This is a genomic window from Verrucomicrobiota bacterium (genome assembly GCA_034440155.1).
Taxonomy (GTDB): Bacteria; Verrucomicrobiota; Verrucomicrobiia; order JAWXBN01; family JAWXBN01; genus JAWXBN01.
The window spans coordinates 24,739-42,274 of record JAWXBN010000008.1; the positions used below are offsets into that span (position 1 = coordinate 24,739).

The following is a 17,536-nucleotide window of genomic DNA, read 5'->3' on the forward strand; positions in this document are numbered from 1 at the left end:
GCCCTACAAATGAGGGGATCATGAAAGTAACACCGGTTTATCTCACCCGTTTGTTTAACCGTTTTGCCGATGCATCAAACCGCCCGGAAGTCGTTCCCTTTGGGGCGGCAGGTCCGAGCCCGCTGCTCATGCCCACGAAACAGCTCAATGCGATTCTCTCGGAAGTCATCCGGAAAGAGCCACTCAAGATATTCACCTACGACGCGCCCCCCGGCCTGCTGCTCATGCGCGAGCAAATTGCGCAGCGTTCACTGACCTGGGGATGCCGTAGCAAATTGCCTGTGGAGGAAATCGTGTCGGCTAATGGTACGATGGAAGCAGTGAACCTCTCCCTGCTCGCGGCTTTCCGCCCGGGTGACTCCATCGCTGTCGAGTCCCCGGTATATTACGGGATTCTCCAAGCCATCGCGGCCCTCGGCATGAAAGCCGTGGAGATCGAGACCGATCCGGTCGAAGGCATGAACCCCGAATCCCTCGAAGCCGCCCTAAAAAAGAAAAAAGTCCGGGGCGCCGTCATTGTATCGAATTTTAATAACCCACTAGGCAGCTGTATCCCCAGGGACAAAAAAAAGCAAATTGTCCAAATGCTCGCCGCCCGCAATTTGCCCCTGATCGAAGACGATATTTACGGGGACCTAAATCATTCCGGCCAACGTCCTGTGGTGGCGAAATCTTTCGACCGCAAGGGTCTCGTCCTGCTGTGTGGCTCCATCTCGAAAACCCTCGCCCCCGGTTACCGCATCGGGTGGGTGGCGGCGGGTCGTTACGCCGAGAGGATCCGTGAACTCAAATTCGTCATGAGTATCGGCAACTGCACGCCGACCCAGATGGCCGTGGCGGAATTCCTGCGCCGTGATCTCTATGATGCTCATCTACGGAAAATCCGCAGTCTCTACGCCGCTCAAGTCGCCCGAGTGCGAGAAGCGGTTTTAAGCGAGTTCCCCAATGGCACAAAAATTTCTCTGCCCCAGGGCGGATTCCTCCTCTGGGTGGAGCTGCCCGGTAAGGTTAATGCCCTGAAACTCCTGGAGAAAGCTCTCGACCAAAATATCTCGCTCATGCCCGGCCCTTATTTTTCACCCACCCGGAAATTTGGGAATTTCCTCCGGTTAAGCTGCGGAAACCCATTTGACACCCGTTTCCAAAAAGCCATCGGCGCCCTAGGCAAATTGCTGCGCTAAGAAATATCCTGCGCTTTACTGCTGGTGGACAGGGGCATCACCGAGGTGGACACTCGGGACGAGGTAATTTTGAACGTAATCGTGGATACACTCTTTGAACGGGGTGACTGCTTGTGAGTAACCGGTGTCGCGGAGTTTGGTCGTATCGGCTTTGGTATAATACTGGTATTTGGAACGCAGGACATCGGGCATTTCCACCATTTCAATGTCGGGCGTCTTCCCGAGGGCCTCAAAGATCGCCGTGGCCAGCTCGACCCAAGTATGGGCTTCACCGGAACCGATATTAAAGAGGCCTCCCGCGCGGGTATTTTCCGCCAAGTCAATGGTCATATTGACGGCATCTTTGACATAATGGAAATCCCTCATTTGTCCACCATCCGGATAATCGGGATGGTAGCTTTTAAAAAGTTTGATCTTCCCGGTCGCAGCAATTTGCTCATAACCTTTGCAGACCATACTGCGCATGTCGCCCTTGTGCCATTCATTAGGCCCGTACACATTAAAATATTTTAGTCCGACAATCTGGTCGATAATGCCTTCGCGGCGTGCAAAGAGGTCAAAGAGGTGTTTGGAATACCCGTACATATTCAGCGGGCGGAGCTGTTCCAGCCCCACATCCGAGTCACTCATGCCGTGTGAACCGTCCCCGTAGGTCGCCGCTGAAGACGCATAAACAAAGCGGACTTCCTTCGACAAAGCCCATTGGGCGAGTTCCTTGGTGAACTCATAATTATTATCAATCAGGTACGAGGCATCTTTTTCCGTGGTGGCCGAGCACGCACCGAGGTGGTACACGGTGGAGAATTCCGCCAAATGGGAATCTTCCGAACGCACCCAGCTACGCAATTTGTCCGCCTCGATATAATCGACAAATTTCAGTGGGGTAAGATTCTTCCACTTTTCATCGGTCTTTAGGTAATCGGCAATGATGATATTATTCGTGCCTCGCCGGTTCAGCTCCCAGACAAGGGCGCTACCAATAAACCCGGCGCCGCCCGTGACAAGGATGCGGCCTTTTTTCGAACGAGTGGATGTGGGACGTGATGACATAGGTGAGGTACTTCAACACAGCCGTGAGAGTTTTCAACTTAATTTTTTGCCGAGGTCGTACCGACACGCAAGCCCAGAGGTGTATTTGGGGAGAGTCCTAGCCCCCTCGATTTATGCTTTTGACTTTTCGATCTCCTGCACAAATTGCTCAAAGAAATATTTTGCATCGTGGGGCCCGGGGGCGGCCTCCGGATGGTATTGCACACTAAATACAGGATGTTTCTTGTGGCGTAACCCTTCACAAGTCTGATCATTGAGATTCACATGGGTGACCTCGACATCCGACTGTGGCAAGGAATCGGAATCAGCGGCGAAACCGTGATTTTGCGCGGTGATCGAAACTTTTTTATTCATCAAATCCATCACGGGTTGGTTAGCGCCGCGGTGGCCGAACTTGAGTTTGAACGTTTTTCCACCAAGGGCGCAGGAAAGGATCTGGTGCCCGAGGCAAATGCCGAAGAGCGGGGTTTTCCCGATCAACTCACGGGCTGTCTGGTGGGCGTAGGTCAATAACTCGGGGTTCCCCGGCCCATTCGACAGGAAGACACCATCAGGTTTCATGGCGAGGACTTCAGCCGCGGGGGTTTTTGCCGGGACGACTGTGACTTTGAGGCCGGCTTGCCTGAGACGGCGCAAAATGTTTTTCTTAATCCCGAAATCATAAGCCACGATCCGGTATTTCGCAGGGGCAAGCTTTTTAAATGTCTCCCTGTTTTCGGTAAAAGTGTCAGGTTCAGCCACTGTCCCATGCACGAGGGTGAATTCCGCAGACTCACGGTCGAGCGGGTCCCATTCGTAAGGAGTTTTACAGGTGACCTCACTGACAAAATCAATCGCGTTATAATCATGTTTTTTTGCGAGGTCGATAGCGGCTTGTTCGGAAATCTTTTCCGTGGTGATGACCCCATTGACCGCACCGCAGGAGCGGAGGTGCTTGGCCAAAGCGCGCGTATCGATTTTCTGGATGCCCGGCACATCGGCCGCTTTGAGGTATTCATCTAAGGACATCACGCTGCGCCAGTTACTATGGACAGGACTCACCTCGCGGACGACAAACCCGGCGACTTGGACCGAGTCACTCTCGGTATCGAGGAGATTGATCCCGTAGTTACCGATTTGCGTATAGGTCATGGTCACGATCTGACCGCGGTAACTGGGGTCGGTCAAAACCTCCTGATACCCCGTCATCGATGTGTTAAAACAAACTTCACCCGGACTTTGCCGGGTTGAACCAAAACTTTCGCCGTGGAATACCTTCCCATCGGCCAGTGCGAGCATTGCTTTCATTAAACGGGGATATTGATAAAGTTTATGTTATTTGAACAGAAGTTTTTTGGAACAATTTGCTTTCGGGGTCGGGTTTTTGATTGTCACCCGAGATTTCTCCCCCGTGATCAAGGAAAAATCTGTGCGAGAAACCGGCCGCCCTAATGCCTGATTTAGTGTCTTACCGTTAATTTCTCCAGACGATTTTACCGGCAACAATCGTGTAGATGGCCCGGCCAGTAAGCTCCCACCCATGGTAAGGGGTATTACGGCCTTTTGACGCAAATTGCGTTTTGTCCACGGTCCATTGGAGGTCGGGATCGATAATGGTCACATCCCCATCAGCCCCAGGGCTCAAATGTCCTTTGTCCAAATGGATCAGCTTGGCGGGCTCGACGGTGAGCATCTCGATCATGCGGTTGATCGAGATGACTTTGGCTTCGACTAATGCCTTCATAAAAAGGGATAATTCGGTTTCGAGGCCGACGATGCCAAAGGGCGCTTGGTCGAACTCCACTTCCTTCTCAAAGCCACAGTGCGGGGCATGGTCACTGGCCAAGATCGTGATGGTCCCGTCGGCGATCCCCGCGAGCAAATCATCAATATCCTGCTGTGAACGCAGGGGCGGATTCATTTTATAATTCGTATCGAAAGACCCGATTGCCTCGTCGGTGAGCGTGATATGGTGGGGGCAGACTTCCCCGCTGATTTTTACCCCGCGTTTGCGGGCCTCACGCATGAGACGCACCGAGCCCGATGCACTGAGGTGTTGGCAGTGGATGTAATGGTCTATTTTTTCTGAGAGCAGGATATTGCGCGCGACGATCATTTCTTCCCCGAGTGCCGGCCAGCCGGGTAGACCCCAGCGCACACTCCACTGGCCTTCATTCATCACCCCGTTACCCACGAGATGGTAGTCCTGACAATGATCCATGATGGGAAGGTCGAACATCTTGGCGTATTCGCTCGCCCGCCGCATCAATTCATTATTCTGTACACAATGCCCGTCATCAGTGATCGCCACGACCCCTGCTTTTTTGAGCGAACCAATCGGGGCCATTTCCTCCCCCGCAATTTGCTTCGTAATCGCGCCGGTCGTGTAAACATTTACGATGGCTTTCTCCCGGGCTTGTTCTTGGATCCAACGGATGACACTCGGGGAATCCGCCACCGGTGAGGTATTTGGCATACAGACGACAGAAGTAAATCCCCCCGCCGCCGCTGACTTTGAACCGGTCTCGATTGTTTCTTTAGACGATTGGCCGGGTTCACGAAAATGCACATGGATATCGATGAGTCCGGGACAAACGATTTTACCCAAGGCATCGATTGATTCAGTTTGGCCATCGGGCTTTTGTCCGGGCATGGCGATTTTCCCGTCGATAATCAAGAGATCCCGGATTTCATCGGTTTGATTCGCCGGGTCGATGATTCTTCCATTTTTAATGAGTAAAGATGACATACTAAACAGTGACTCCTTCCGGGATCTGTGTTTCTTTTAATCCTGATGCACAAAGGAAAAGGACCGCCATACGCACGGCCAGCCCATTGGTGACCTGATCAAGGATCACACTCTGAGGTGAATCAGCGACCTCGCTGTCGATTTCTACACCGCGGTTGATCGGACCAGGATGCATGACCAGGGCCGTGGGTTTGAGCTTGGCAAAACGTTCCTTGGTCAGGCCGAAAAGCGAGGTATATTCACCCGTGCTCGGGAAAAATGTTTTATGCTGGCGCTCATGCTGGATGCGCAAGAGATTCACGCAATCGACTTCACCCAGGATATTTTCAAAGTCATAACGGACTTCTACCCCCATTTTCTCAAATTCCTTCGGCACCAATGTACTCGGGCCTGAGAGGATCACATGCGCCCCGAGTTTGGTCAGTGCCCAGATATTAGATCGTGCCACACGACTGAAAAGAATATCCCCGAGGATCAGGACTTTCAAGCCTTCGATACGCCCGAGCTTTTCACGGATGGTGAAAACATCAAGTAAAGCCTGCGTCGGATGGGAGTGAGCCCCGTCACCGGCATTAATGATGGAGGAACGCAGTCGCTCCGCCAAAAACCGGGCTGATCCTGGTGAACCATGCCGCATCACAATAATATCGGCATTCAATGCCTCGAGGTTTTTTGCGGTGTCCTTCAGCGTTTCCCCTTTGCTGAGGGAGGAGGCTTCTGCATCGATATTTATGATGTCCGCACTGAGACGTTGGGCAGCCAGCTCGAAACTCACCCGCGTGCGGGTACTGGGTTCGATAAAAAGATTCACCAGTGTTTTACCGCGAAGAGCGGGTGTTTTTTTGACCTGGCGGGAACCAACCTCTTTAAAGGCGGTGGCCGTATCGAGGATATGCAGGAGTTCCTCCTTTGAATAATCCTCCAGTGTGATCAAATCTTTACGGTTCCAGATCATAAAGCCATCACCTCCACAGAGTCTTCCCCGTCGATTTCCGTGAATTTCACATTAACCCTTTGTTGAAGCGATGTCGGCACATTTTTACCGACGTAATCGGCTTTAATCGGCAGTTCCCGATGGCCCCGGTCCACGAGGACACATATTGTGATGCGCGCACAACGCCCGAAGTCTAGAAGGGCATTTAAGGCGGCTTGGAAACTCCTGCCGGTATAAATCACATCATCAACCAGGACAATACTGCGGTCCGTTACATCAAAGGGCATGTGGGTAGGTTGGATTTTGGGGATCACGACCTTCTGCCGCAAGTCATCGCGGTGGAGGGTAATGTCCAATGCTCCTACCGGTGGACGGATATTTGTGAATGACTCGATCTTTGTCGCCAGTCTTTGGGCCAAGGGCACCCCGCGTGTCTGGATCCCGACTAGGGCGACTGAGGAGAGTTTATCATGGGTTTCTGCAATTTCGTGGGACATGCGGTAGAGCGCTCTATCAATGGTTTTAGGGTCCATGACGAGTTGTATTTTATCCGGCATAGAAAATACCTTCCGTGATAATGGGGTTTGATAGGAAAAAAGAGGCTGGAGGAGCCTTTAGAGTGTCCGCGTATGGGCGGTTAAAAAAAGTAATAATATTCATTTGTGCCTTACTAATCTCACAGGATCAGTTTAAAGGATGATCATTCGTTTGCCCCAATATTCTTGGTCACAAACTATTTTTTTACTACTTCAACAAATCTACCTGAACGGTCAGTACGCCATTTTGACCTGTATTTGACGATCCAGTCTAATAAAGCTTTCTCAAAGCCGATATCATACCCGACTTTTTCGCTTTCAATCCACTTATGACGTAGGATTTCTTCGCGTTCCGCAAGAAATTCACGATAGAGCGCTGAACTCTTTACTAAGCCGTCTAGGTCAACTTGCTCTGCTACCTGTTCTCTCATAAATTACCCATAATCTAGACTACTCGTTAAAGCTTTGTCAAATGCTATTTATTTTGTTTTCAGCATTTTACATATACTATAGTATTTTTAATATCAACAATTTATGTATAATATTATAGTAATTTAGTAAAAACTATTGAACCAAGGGTTTTAGTAAATCAACTATTTTTTGATTACCTTGTTTTTCTGCTATTTTGATCGCTGTTAAGATATTTTCTTGTTTCCCGAGATAGGCCTTGCCAGCTTTTTTGATCAAGATATTAATAGATTCCACACTGCTATTGGCAGCTGCGTGATCCATAGCTGATAAACCCCTGTAATCTGGTTGTAATACATCAGCCCCAGAATCCACAAGGGCAGCGACGACCTGGGGGTTATTCAAAAACGCGGCCGCAGAAACAACGGATAAGCCCTGGGTTCTTTCACCTATATTTGGATCTGCTCCACCTGCCAAAAGAATGCCGATCGCCGAGGGTTTATTTTGCACGACGGCGAGGAAGAGGGCGGTCCGGCCTTTTTTATCCCGCAGGTTCATATTAGCGTTATAATTTATCAAAGGGACCATGACAGGGTCGATCGCGCTTGATGCGGCGACCATCAGGGGGGTTTGACCCTCCTTTTTTTCTGGAGCATTCACATCGGCTTGGTTATTTAAGAGGAGCTCGACGGTTTTCACGTCACCCCGCATGCAAGCCCAGAGCAGGGGAGTCGCACCTTCATCATCATACTGGTTTATTTTATATCGGAGTTTATCCCCAAAGACTTCGAGCTGGGGGTCGATCTTCTCATTTACATTTTTTAAAGGAATCCTCTCATTAATGAGTTCTTCGATCGATTGGGAATCCGCGTATTTGATCGCCGAGAAAAAATTAATGATATTTTTTGCGCCGGCTTGCCTGAGGAACCGGTAAATAGGGACATTTTTATTGTCCAGAGCAAGCCTGATGGCACTTTGACCTTTAGCATTCTGGTAGTTAATATTCACACCACTTTCGACCAATAACCGCACCTTGTCATAATCCCCCCTCTCAGCCATGATCATGAGTGGGGTATAATCTTTGGCATCCACTTCGTTTGGATTCACCTTGGCCTTAAAAAAGAGGTCAATGGCCCGCTTATCATTGCGTTCAACCGCCCAGAGAAAGTTATGGGGTGAAAATTGAATTCCCATTTTAGTGAGCTCATCCATTGCCCATTGGGGGCTTTGCCTGTAATGATAATATCCCGTTGCTTTCCACACTCCGAAACCAACGAGGGATAAAACAGCGATGATCGTAATCCAAAACCATTTTTTGGTGAATTCAGGAAAAGCATCGGTAAATGAATCATACCAAAGAATAAATCGGTCATTTAATGAGTTATCTTTGGGACGCCCCGGGATATGGGGGGCTGGATGGACTTTATCTCCTTGGGCAGGAATGACGGCCTCAGATGAATAATTTTTTTTCGGCAAATTCTCCATCATCGGATGGGACGTGGGCGAGTGAATGCCCGGGCCAGGAGCCGGACGTGAAAAGGGAGCAGGGGGATGAGGCATCTTTTTCTGTGCAGCCCGCATCGCCGCCTCTTCAGCCGCACGTTGCTCCATCTGTTTTTGTAGGTAGAGGGGTAATATACCCGTCAATTTGCGTTTTTTACCTGGCGGCACCATACCCGGCTTCCGGGAGGGATTCTGTTTCGGATGATTTTGAGGAAAGTCAGATGCCATAAATTTAATTTAAATTCCAAATGACATTATTGCGAAATTTTTTCCAGATAATCGATCACATTGCTTTTCCCACTATCGCGGGCAATACGCAAAGCGCTCTGGGTGAGTTTTTTATTCTCCGTATAAATCGCTGATGATTTATCCCAGAGTATTTCGATGGCGTCTTTGTTTCCGGCATAAGCCGCCCAATCCATGGCGGAAAGGCCTTGGAAATCCTCCTTACTTACGTCGGCCCCGGCATCAATGAGTGCTGCCAAAATCGATATCCGGTTCATATAAGCAGCGATTGAGACCGCTGTGATGCCACTTTTACTTTCACGCACATCAGGATCAGCCCCGGCTTTAAGTAATTTATTTACCACCGCCGGGTGGTTGCGCACGATCCCATAAAAAAGGGCACTTTTTCCTTCCGCATCCCTTGCATTCAAATCGGCTTGGAAAAAGATAAAACGCTGGATCGCCGCCTCATTACCAGCTATGGCCGCAACAATCACCGGGGTTTGTTGGAATTTTGTTTCGATCGCATCAATATTTGCCCCTTTGTCGACTAATAAATCAATAATCTCGGGGTCCCCGCGTGCGGCTGCCCAGTGGATGGGTTCCATCCCTTCCATATCTTTTTGGCGGATATTGTAACGTAAAAAATCATTTTCCATGATCATTTCATGGGGTACTTTCCAGCGCCCCATATCATTGGATTGAAGCGGATATTTTTTCTCAAGGAGCTTTTCTAATAATCCTTTATCCGCAAACCGGATCATCGTATTGAAATTTATAATCGTATTCGTCGCACCGGCACTATAAAGAAGGTTAAAAATAGGCAGGGAGTTTTTTTCGGTGGCGAGTTCCAGCGCCGTTTTGCCAGTTTTATCTATGATATTTATGTCGACCCCTTTATTCACTAATAACTGGGACAAACTAAAATTGTCAGCCTCAATCGCAGCCCAGAGAGGGTGGACTCCGGCACTATCGCGGGAACGGAAGTTCACATTAGCTTTGAAAAATAGGTTAAATATCTCATCCTTCTCACGTTTTCGGATGGCTTTATTTAAATCATCTGTTGTGACATGGTACCCTTTTTCCTTCAGTTGCATGATGGCATAGGCTGGTGAACGCAAATAATAATAAGTCCGAGATAACCACCATCCCCCGTAGGCTAATCCCATAATCAAAATAAGGTTCAACAACCAAAACCACCACTTTTTTGTTTCAGGTAACATGTCTAATAATGTAACGTATGTATCCTCCGCAGATTCAAGAAACTGGTGGAATCGAATTTTTAAATATAAAATAATCGAATTTTGATCGCGCGACATACTGTCTTTGGAAAAAGTGTATCCACGTTAATGAAAAAAATTATTCATTACGAGGAATCATATCATTTCCTTTTAAATCCAAAGCCTCAAAATTTCAATTCATAGAAAAATAAAAAATCCGGTGATGAGCGTGAACCCATAAACCGGATTATTCATGAAATATTAATCGTATTAACGAGGTCTATGCGGGTTGGCGCATCGGCATGATGACGTAGAGGAAAGGTTCATCATTACGGATGACTCCGGGACTGAGTTCATCGATAAGGTCGATGGTGATGGTGTCACTATCCAGGTTACGCAGAGGATCCAGCAGGAAAAACGGGTTAAAGGCGATGGTCAGATCTTTCCCTTTATAATCCACTGCGAGGGATTCACGGGATTCCCCGACCTCGGGGGTGATCGTGGAGATGGTGAGGTTATTCTTATTAAAATTTAGCTTAATCGAATTCGACTTGTCATTAGCAAGAATGGCGACGCGGTGGACAGCAGCCATAAAGACCTCGCGTTCGACCGGCACACGTTCCTTGGGTTCAGGTGGGATGACCTGACGAAAATTCGGATAATTACCTTCGATTAATTTGCTGACGAGGGTGGTTTTGCCGACATGGAAAGAAATTTGATTTTCAGAAACGTTAATCAGGACTTCATCATCTTTGTCGCTCAACAAGCGGCCAAGTTCATTCACCGCTTTTGTGGGAAGGATATAGTCGCCTTCATGGCTTTCGGGGAATTCAAGTTCCTTATCAGCGAGAGCCAAACGTCTGCCATCCGTGGAGACCATTGTGAGTTTTCCCCCTTTAAAGCTCAAGAGCACCCCGTTAAGCACGTAGCGGGTCTCGTCTGTGGAGATGGCGTAACTCGTACGGGAAAGCATCGTCTTGAAGGCTTTCTGTTCGATCTTGTAACTCTTCGATCCTTCGACCTTTGGAAACGGAGGAAATTCATCAGCGACAATACCGTGGATGCGGAAGAAGGATGAACCGCATTTGATTGTCACAGCGGATTTATCATCTTTTTCGATGAGGATATCCTGATTGGGTAATTCACGGATGATACTAAAAAGACGTCTGACCGGTAACGTCAAAGAACCGGCACTACTGATATCTGCTTCGACAGAACAGCGCACACCCAGATCAAGATCAGTCGTGGTGAGCTCGAGTGTGTTATTTAACGCGGAGATCAGGACATTAGACAAAATGGGAAGTGTTGTCTTTGTGCTGACCACGCTTTGGACTTTTTGGAGCCCTTCGATAAAAGCATCTTTTGTGACGGTAAATTTCATAGTTATTAACGGTCTTATAATTAATCAATTATTTAAAACAAGATATTCAGTAACCTTAGGGTCGTGAATAACTTGAACTCGCCGGATGATGGCTTGTCTCTGTGCAAGTTACAATCATTTTTGTAAGTGAATAAATATGGGAATAAACCTGCGCATTTCTTTGAGGAGGAGTCAGGGGGGGTACTTTAACAGGGTTATACACAGTTATTCAGACTTGTTGGTGGGGTTATTCACGTTCCAGTTTATAGACCAAGGACTGGATAGATTGGCGGATTTCACTGTCTTGATCCATACGATCTTTAATCGTTTTGCATGCATGAATAACGGTACCATGATCACGGCCGCCAAAGAGGTCACCGATTTCCGTCAGGGACACCTGGGTGAGTTCCCGAGATAAATACATAGCGATCTGCCGTGGAAAAGCGATGTGAGCGGGGCGTTTTTTGCTGGTCAGGTCGGAAATACGGATATCAAAGCGTTCAGCGACTTTCTTTTGGATAATATCCACACTAACACTCTTTTTCTGTTCTTTTTCGAGTAAATCTTTCAGCAGGATTTCGACGGCTTCGGTCGTCAGCGGCCCGTTATTGAGTGAACTATGCACACCAAGGCGGATCAAGGCTCCTTCGAGGCGGCGGATATTTGACTGGATACGTTCTGCCAGAAAACGGAAGATTTCATCGGGGAGCTTGATATGGTGCAGATCAGCTTTCCGGCGGATAATGGCTTCGCGGGTCTCGGTGTCCGGTATATTCATCTCGGCGGACATACCCCATTCGAAGCGTGAAATCAGGCGTTTTTCGAGGTTGGCCACTTCGCTGGCGGGCCGGTCGCAGGTCAGGACAATTTGTTTATGCCCATCTTTTAAAGAATTAAATGTGTGGAAGAATTCTTCTTGGGAACGGTCTTTTCCGGCAAAAAACTGGATGTCATCGATCAAAAGCACATCGGCGGAACGGTATTTCTTCCGGAATTTCACCATGATATTATTCTGCATGGCCTCGATGAATTCATTCACAAACTTTTCAGAGGTGATGTAAACAACCTTCGCGTGCGGTCTTTTTTCCAGGATAGCATTCCCAATCGCGTGCATGAGATGGGTTTTACCCAGACCGACACCTCCATGAATAAAGAGTGGATTATACGTCGTGGCAGGTGCTTTCGCCACTCCGATGGCAGCCGCACGCGCAAAACGGTTCCCCTCCCCTTCGACGAAAGTAGTAAAACTGTACTGTTCATTCAAGGGATTTTCGCGGGGAATGGAAGAGTCGCGCAATTTGCTCGAATCAGCCCTTTTCCTTGTGGGTAAAGGCAAAACAGAAGAGGAAGCGCTTTGATTGGCCACTGCGTCGGTGGAGGAACCGGCCACGGCCTGAGTGCGCAAGGAGATTTTGAGTTTCACCGAAATGGGTTCCTCGGCTGCGGCGAGCACGGATTGCTTAAGGATCTGGAGGTAATTATCTTCGATCCAGAAAAGATGCATGCTGTCAGGCACGCCAAGGGTAAGGCAATCATTTTCTAAAGATAAAGGCTTGATCGAAGCAAACCACAAGTTAAAGAGGTTTTCATTGAGTTGCCCACGGATGTGAACTTTTGTAGAATTCCAAATTTCTTCTAATGACACCATAATTTAGTACTTATTCACACTCGTTAAATTGTTACCCCAGACATCCGCTCAAAAACTAAGTCAATTGTGTTACACTAACAAGGGTTTTTGGCGTATTTATACATTTTTATGTAATTTATTGAACTGTAGGCATTTATATTATTATTCAGCCTAGGTGATTTTCACATGTTTCATGTCAAAATTCTGTTCCTACTGGGACTCTATTTTCTAAACACCGTTTATGCCCCTGAAAAGAGAAACTTACTCACAAGTTATTCACATTTCTACAAGTTTACTGATTTTCAGCTATTTAGATAACTTTTTCTCAGCGAATTTTTTTTTACTTTCGAGTCCTGATCGGTTCAAAGCGGCGAACCTTAGCTGGTTCATTTTCGTTCATTTTTGAGATCTGCTCACGGGCCCATGAACGGAAGTGTAGCTGGGCTTGCAGGGACTTCTGACCCTTAGCTGGTTGGAGCCTGATATAGGTGCCGTCAGCTTTAAGTTCACGGGCTTTGATATTGTCGCTGAGGTAAGCCGGGATGATCTCATTTTTGATCTGGCCGGCGAGTTGTTCATTTTCGACGGGGAAAACCAGCTCGACGCGGCGGTATAAATTCCGAGGCATGAGGTCGGCACTGCCGAGGTATACCAAGGGAGCCCCCCCGTTTTCAAAGTAGTAAATGCGGCTGTGCTCTAGGAAACGCCCGACAATACTGATGACGCGGATATTTTCGCTGACACCGGCGATCCCGGGTCGCAGACAGCACACCCCGCGGATAATCAGGTCGATTTTTACCCCTGCGCAACTTGCTTCATAGAGGAGCTTGATAAAATGTTCGCACACGATGGAGTTTACCTTGATCGTGATTTTTGACGGTAACCCCTTCTTGGCATTAGCGATCTCGTTCTCGATCAAGATGCTGAGTTTATTTGCCAAGTCATATGGGGCCACGAGCAATTTGCGGAACTCCGGATAATCGGAGAGCCCGGTGAGGGAATTAAATAACTGGGCGACCTCGGAGCAAATTGTTTCATTGGCCGTCAGCAGGCTCATATCCGTGTAAAGCCGGGCGGTTTTGGGATTATAATTACCCGTGCCCAGATGCACGTAACGCCGGATCATGTCCCCGTCACGGCGGACGATGAGCATACATTTGCAGTGGACCTTTAACCCCACGACCCCGTAAACGACATGAACCCCAGCTTCTTCAAGCAAGCGGGCCCAGTGGATATTATTTTCCTCATCAAAACGTGCTTTCAGCTCGACGAGCGCAGTGACTTGTTTCCCATTATTGGCGGCGGCAATCAAGGCTTTCACGATCGCCGAGTCCCCGCTTGTGCGGTAAAGGGTCATCTTAATGGCGAGTACAGCAGGATCAGCTGCGGCTTGGACGATGAAATCAACCACCGTATCGAAATTTTCGTAAGGATGATGCAGCAGGATATCTTCCTTTTTTAAGACGCTGAATGCTTCAGCCCCCGGCGGCAGGTCGAGATCGTAGCTCGGGACAAAGGGCCTGTCTTTGAGTAAGGGAAATTGGTCATTGGTACATAGCTGCATCAGGTGCTGGACATTGATCGGCCCGTCGATGCGGTAAAGATCCATTTGTTCCAAATGCAGATTCTCCAAGAGGAATTGCTCCATCTCATGCGGGCAATCAATCTGGACTTCCAGACGCACTGCATTACCGCGGTTACGCTTGCGCAAATTGCTCTCGATGGTGCGCAGGAGGTTTTCCTCTTCTTCCGCGTCGATGTAGAGGTCACTATTACGCGTCACTCGGAAGCTGTAGGCACCTTCCACCCTCAGGCCGGGGAAAAGCTCTTGTACATGGATCTTGATCAATTTGCTCAGGGCGATGAATTCCGTGCGCCCTTCCTTTTCATTTTTCGGTGGTAACTGGATCAACCGCGGCAAAATGCGCGGGAGCTGCACCACCGCGTGGAATTCCCCGCCTCCAGCACGTTCACTCTTACACAGTTTCACGATGATATAATGAGCTTTATTCAGCACCTGCGGGAAAGGATGGCTCGCATCAATGGCCAATGGGGTGAGAACAGGGAAAACTTGTTCGACAAAATACTTCTGCGCCCAGGCTTTATCAGTTCCTTTAAGCTGGTCGGCCTCGGGGAAGTTGATTCCCTCCTTAGTCAATGCCGGGTGGAGGTCTTCATTCCATAACTGGGATTGTTCGGCGACGAGTTCACGAGTGCGTTTCTGGATCGCACTGAAAATCTGGGAGGAGCTCATACCGTCCGGCCCGATATCGCTGTATTCATTTTCGATCTGCTGCTTGATCCCTGACACCCGGATCTCGAAGAATTCGTCGAGGTTCGAGCTGAAAATGCAGAGGAATTTGACGCGTTCCAACAAAGGTTGCGCCTTGTCCTGGGCCTCCTCCAGCACTCGGCCGTTAAATTCAAGCCAGCTTAGTTCACGATTAATGTAAAGTTCGGGTAGGGAAAAGTCTTCGCTCATGGGGATTAGTGACTATATCAGGCTTTTGCTCCGGAGCAAGTCAACGTATGTGACAAACTCGTGTGTGCTCATTCCTCGTCGCTCGGATAACCTATTTTTGCCACGTGGTGGATAAAATGTTCCACGTGGAACATTTCTCACAGCCCCCTGGGCAAGCATTGACCCTTTTGTGAGTAGTTAATGAAGTCTCAATTCCTTTCAAATCCAGAGAAGAAGAGACTTTATTCAGTGTTCTGAGGTATGGACTCAGGGCTTATTTCCACCCCTCCCCCACTCCCTCTTTTGAGGTAAACACTCACAAGAGAGATGTCGCTAGGAGTAATCCCCGAGATGCGGGAGGCTTGGCCTAGGGTCAGCGGGCTGATCTTGGTGAGTTTTTGAACCGCCTCTTTCCGGAGGCCTTTGATCCCGTCATAAGTGAAAGATGCTGGGATTTGTTTAGATTCCATCTTCTTAAACCGGGCGATTTCTTCATTCTGGCGGGTGACATAACCTTCATATTTGATATCAATCTCGATCTGTTCCTTCACCGAATCAGGTAAAGACTGGAATTCCTCAGGCAAATCTTTGAACTTAATCTCCGGGCGCCGGAGGACTTGCGCCCAGCTATTCTGTCCCGTATAGGTCTTGAGCAATTTGCGTTTGGTCAGTTCGATCACGTCTTGTTTTTCTTTGACCCGTGTAAAGTCTGTCTCCGAGATCATTCCTGCCGCCCGCGCCTTTTCGTACAGGCGTAAGTCCGCATTGTCCTGCCGCAGATGCAGTCGATATTCCGCCCGGGAGGTGAACATCCGATAAGGTTCATTTGTCCCCTTGGTCACGAGGTCATCGACCAAGACACCGATATACGCCTCGGAGCGGTCGAGGATCAGGGGCTCTTTGCCCAGGATTTTTAATGCGGCATTTGCCCCGGCGATAAGGCCCTGGCCCGCGGCCTCCTCATACCCGGACGTGCCATTTATCTGTCCGGCAAAATAAAGGTGCTCTACCTTTTTGGTTTCAAATGTCGGATAAAGCTGGGTCGGCGGGCAATAATCGTACTCCACCGCATACCCCGGTCGCACAATCTCGGCATTCTCTAGCCCCGAAATACTCCGGATAAAAGCAATTTGCACCTCCAAAGGGAGGCTGGTGGAACATCCATTCACATACAGCTCATGTGTGTGGCGGCCCTCGGGTTCGATAAAAACCTGATGCCTTTCCTTGTCGGCGAATCGGACAATCTTATCCTCCAACGAGGGGCAATAACGAGGCCCGACCCCTTCGATTATCCCGCAATACATTGGGGATTTGTCTAAATTTGCCTTAATCACATCAGCCGTCTTGGAGTTCGTAAATGTAATCCAACAAGGCATTTGCTCCCGTGGATTCCAGGGAAGTCCTTGGTGATATTGTTCCACGTGGAACATTTTTTTCTCCACGTGGCAATTTGTTGCGTGTTCATCGTCCGACTCCACATTCTGGCGTAACCAACGATATTGGCCGAGGGTGCCTGAATTAAGCCCGCCTAACCAATCCCGTTCAATCGGGTTGGATTCAAAAGGTGTCGGCGGGTTTTTCGGATCTGTCTTGTAGCTGAACCATGGAATCGGTTCATCCCCGTGCTGCACCTCTAAACGGCTGAAATCCACACTCCGAGCATCCAAACGCGGCGGGGTCCCGGTTTTGAAACGTTCCACGAGGAACCCGAGTTCCACAAGTGACCCTGACAAATTTGACGCGGCATCACCCAGACGCCCACCGACTTGATTCTGGAGACCCACGTGCATGAGCCCACGCATAAAGGTTCCAGTCGTAATCACGACAGATTTGCCCAGAAACCGAACACCGAAATTTGTCTCGACTCCGGTTACTTTATCGTTATCGACAAGGATTTTTGAGGGTTGTGCCTGTTTAATTTGGAGGTTTGGTGTATTTTCGACCAGGCCCTTCATAAAAAATTGGTAAGCCTTTTTATCACATTGAGCCCGGGGAGCTTGGACTGATGGACCTTTACGGGTATTCAGCATGCGGAATTGGATCCCGGTGGCATCCGTGCAATAAGCCATAGCCCCGCCGAGTGCATCGATTTCACGAACGATGTGTCCTTTGGCGAGTCCGCCGATAGCCGGGTTACAAGACATCTGACCGATCGTGTCGAGATTCATCGTGAGGAGCAGGGTCGATGCCCCGATCCGGGCACTGGCTAACGCCGCTTCGATCCCGGCATGTCCAGCCCCGACCACGATCACGTCATATTCTGTAGGATAAGTAAACACAAGTCCCCCCACCCTATCACAGCC

The 17,536-nt window shown here is 48.8% G+C and carries 13 protein-coding genes; 1 reads left to right on the top strand and 12 read right to left on the bottom strand.

Features of this window, described 5'->3' with window-relative positions; genetic code table 11:
* Window positions 1-20: 20 nt before the first annotated feature.
* Complete coding sequence (locus tag SGI98_00675) at window positions 21-1,181, top strand: PLP-dependent aminotransferase family protein (protein MDZ4741915.1); 1,161 nt, start codon at window positions 21-23, stop codon at window positions 1,179-1,181.
* 15 nt (window positions 1,182-1,196) lie between these two features.
* Here SGI98_00675 and rfaD read toward each other — a convergent pair whose 3' ends face one another.
* The 12 genes from rfaD to SGI98_00735 all read right to left on the bottom strand — a co-directional run bounded on the left by rfaD (window position 1,197) and on the right by SGI98_00735 (window position 17,512).
* Window positions 1,197-2,231, bottom strand: a complete 1,035-nt coding sequence (rfaD, locus tag SGI98_00680) for an ADP-glyceromanno-heptose 6-epimerase (protein MDZ4741916.1) — start codon at window positions 2,229-2,231, stop codon at window positions 1,197-1,199.
* A gap of 111 nt (window positions 2,232-2,342) precedes the next feature.
* On the bottom strand, window positions 2,343-3,518 hold the full coding sequence (gene carA / locus SGI98_00685; GenBank protein ID MDZ4741917.1) for a glutamine-hydrolyzing carbamoyl-phosphate synthase small subunit: 1,176 nt from the start codon (window positions 3,516-3,518) through the stop codon (window positions 2,343-2,345).
* 166 nt (window positions 3,519-3,684) lie between these two features.
* A complete protein-coding gene (locus SGI98_00690) occupies window positions 3,685-4,959 on the bottom strand; it encodes a dihydroorotase (protein ID MDZ4741918.1) in 1,275 nt (424 codons plus the stop codon).
* Between the two features lies 1 nt (window position 4,960).
* Window positions 4,961-5,914 (bottom strand): aspartate carbamoyltransferase catalytic subunit, encoded by a 954-nt coding sequence (locus SGI98_00695; protein ID MDZ4741919.1) that lies wholly within the window; start codon window positions 5,912-5,914, stop codon window positions 4,961-4,963.
* Entirely contained in the window at window positions 5,911-6,450 is a 540-nt protein-coding gene (gene pyrR / locus SGI98_00700) for a bifunctional pyr operon transcriptional regulator/uracil phosphoribosyltransferase PyrR (GenBank protein MDZ4741920.1), read from the bottom strand. The genes SGI98_00695 and pyrR overlap by 4 nt, the downstream gene beginning before the upstream one ends.
* Before the next feature lie 176 nt (window positions 6,451-6,626).
* Window positions 6,627-6,860, bottom strand: a complete 234-nt coding sequence (locus tag SGI98_00705; GenBank protein ID MDZ4741921.1) for a hypothetical protein — start codon at window positions 6,858-6,860, stop codon at window positions 6,627-6,629.
* Window positions 6,861-6,993: 133 nt separating this feature from the next.
* A complete protein-coding gene (locus SGI98_00710; GenBank protein MDZ4741922.1) occupies window positions 6,994-8,568 on the bottom strand; it encodes an ankyrin repeat domain-containing protein in 1,575 nt (524 codons plus the stop codon).
* Window positions 8,569-8,594: 26 nt separating this feature from the next.
* A complete protein-coding gene (locus SGI98_00715) occupies window positions 8,595-9,788 on the bottom strand; it encodes an ankyrin repeat domain-containing protein (protein ID MDZ4741923.1) in 1,194 nt (397 codons plus the stop codon).
* A gap of 277 nt (window positions 9,789-10,065) precedes the next feature.
* Window positions 10,066-11,166 (bottom strand): DNA polymerase III subunit beta, encoded by a 1,101-nt coding sequence (dnaN, locus tag SGI98_00720; protein MDZ4741924.1) that lies wholly within the window; start codon window positions 11,164-11,166, stop codon window positions 10,066-10,068.
* Window positions 11,167-11,392: 226 nt separating this feature from the next.
* Window positions 11,393-12,790, bottom strand: coding sequence for a chromosomal replication initiator protein DnaA (gene dnaA / locus SGI98_00725; protein ID MDZ4741925.1), 1,398 nt, complete (start codon window positions 12,788-12,790; stop codon window positions 11,393-11,395).
* 322 nt (window positions 12,791-13,112) lie between these two features.
* Entirely contained in the window at window positions 13,113-15,254 is a 2,142-nt protein-coding gene (gene ppk1, locus SGI98_00730; GenBank protein MDZ4741926.1) for a polyphosphate kinase 1, read from the bottom strand.
* 221 nt (window positions 15,255-15,475) lie between these two features.
* A complete protein-coding gene (locus SGI98_00735) occupies window positions 15,476-17,512 on the bottom strand; it encodes a tRNA uridine-5-carboxymethylaminomethyl(34) synthesis enzyme MnmG (GenBank protein ID MDZ4741927.1) in 2,037 nt (678 codons plus the stop codon).
* Window positions 17,513-17,536 lie beyond the last annotated feature (24 nt).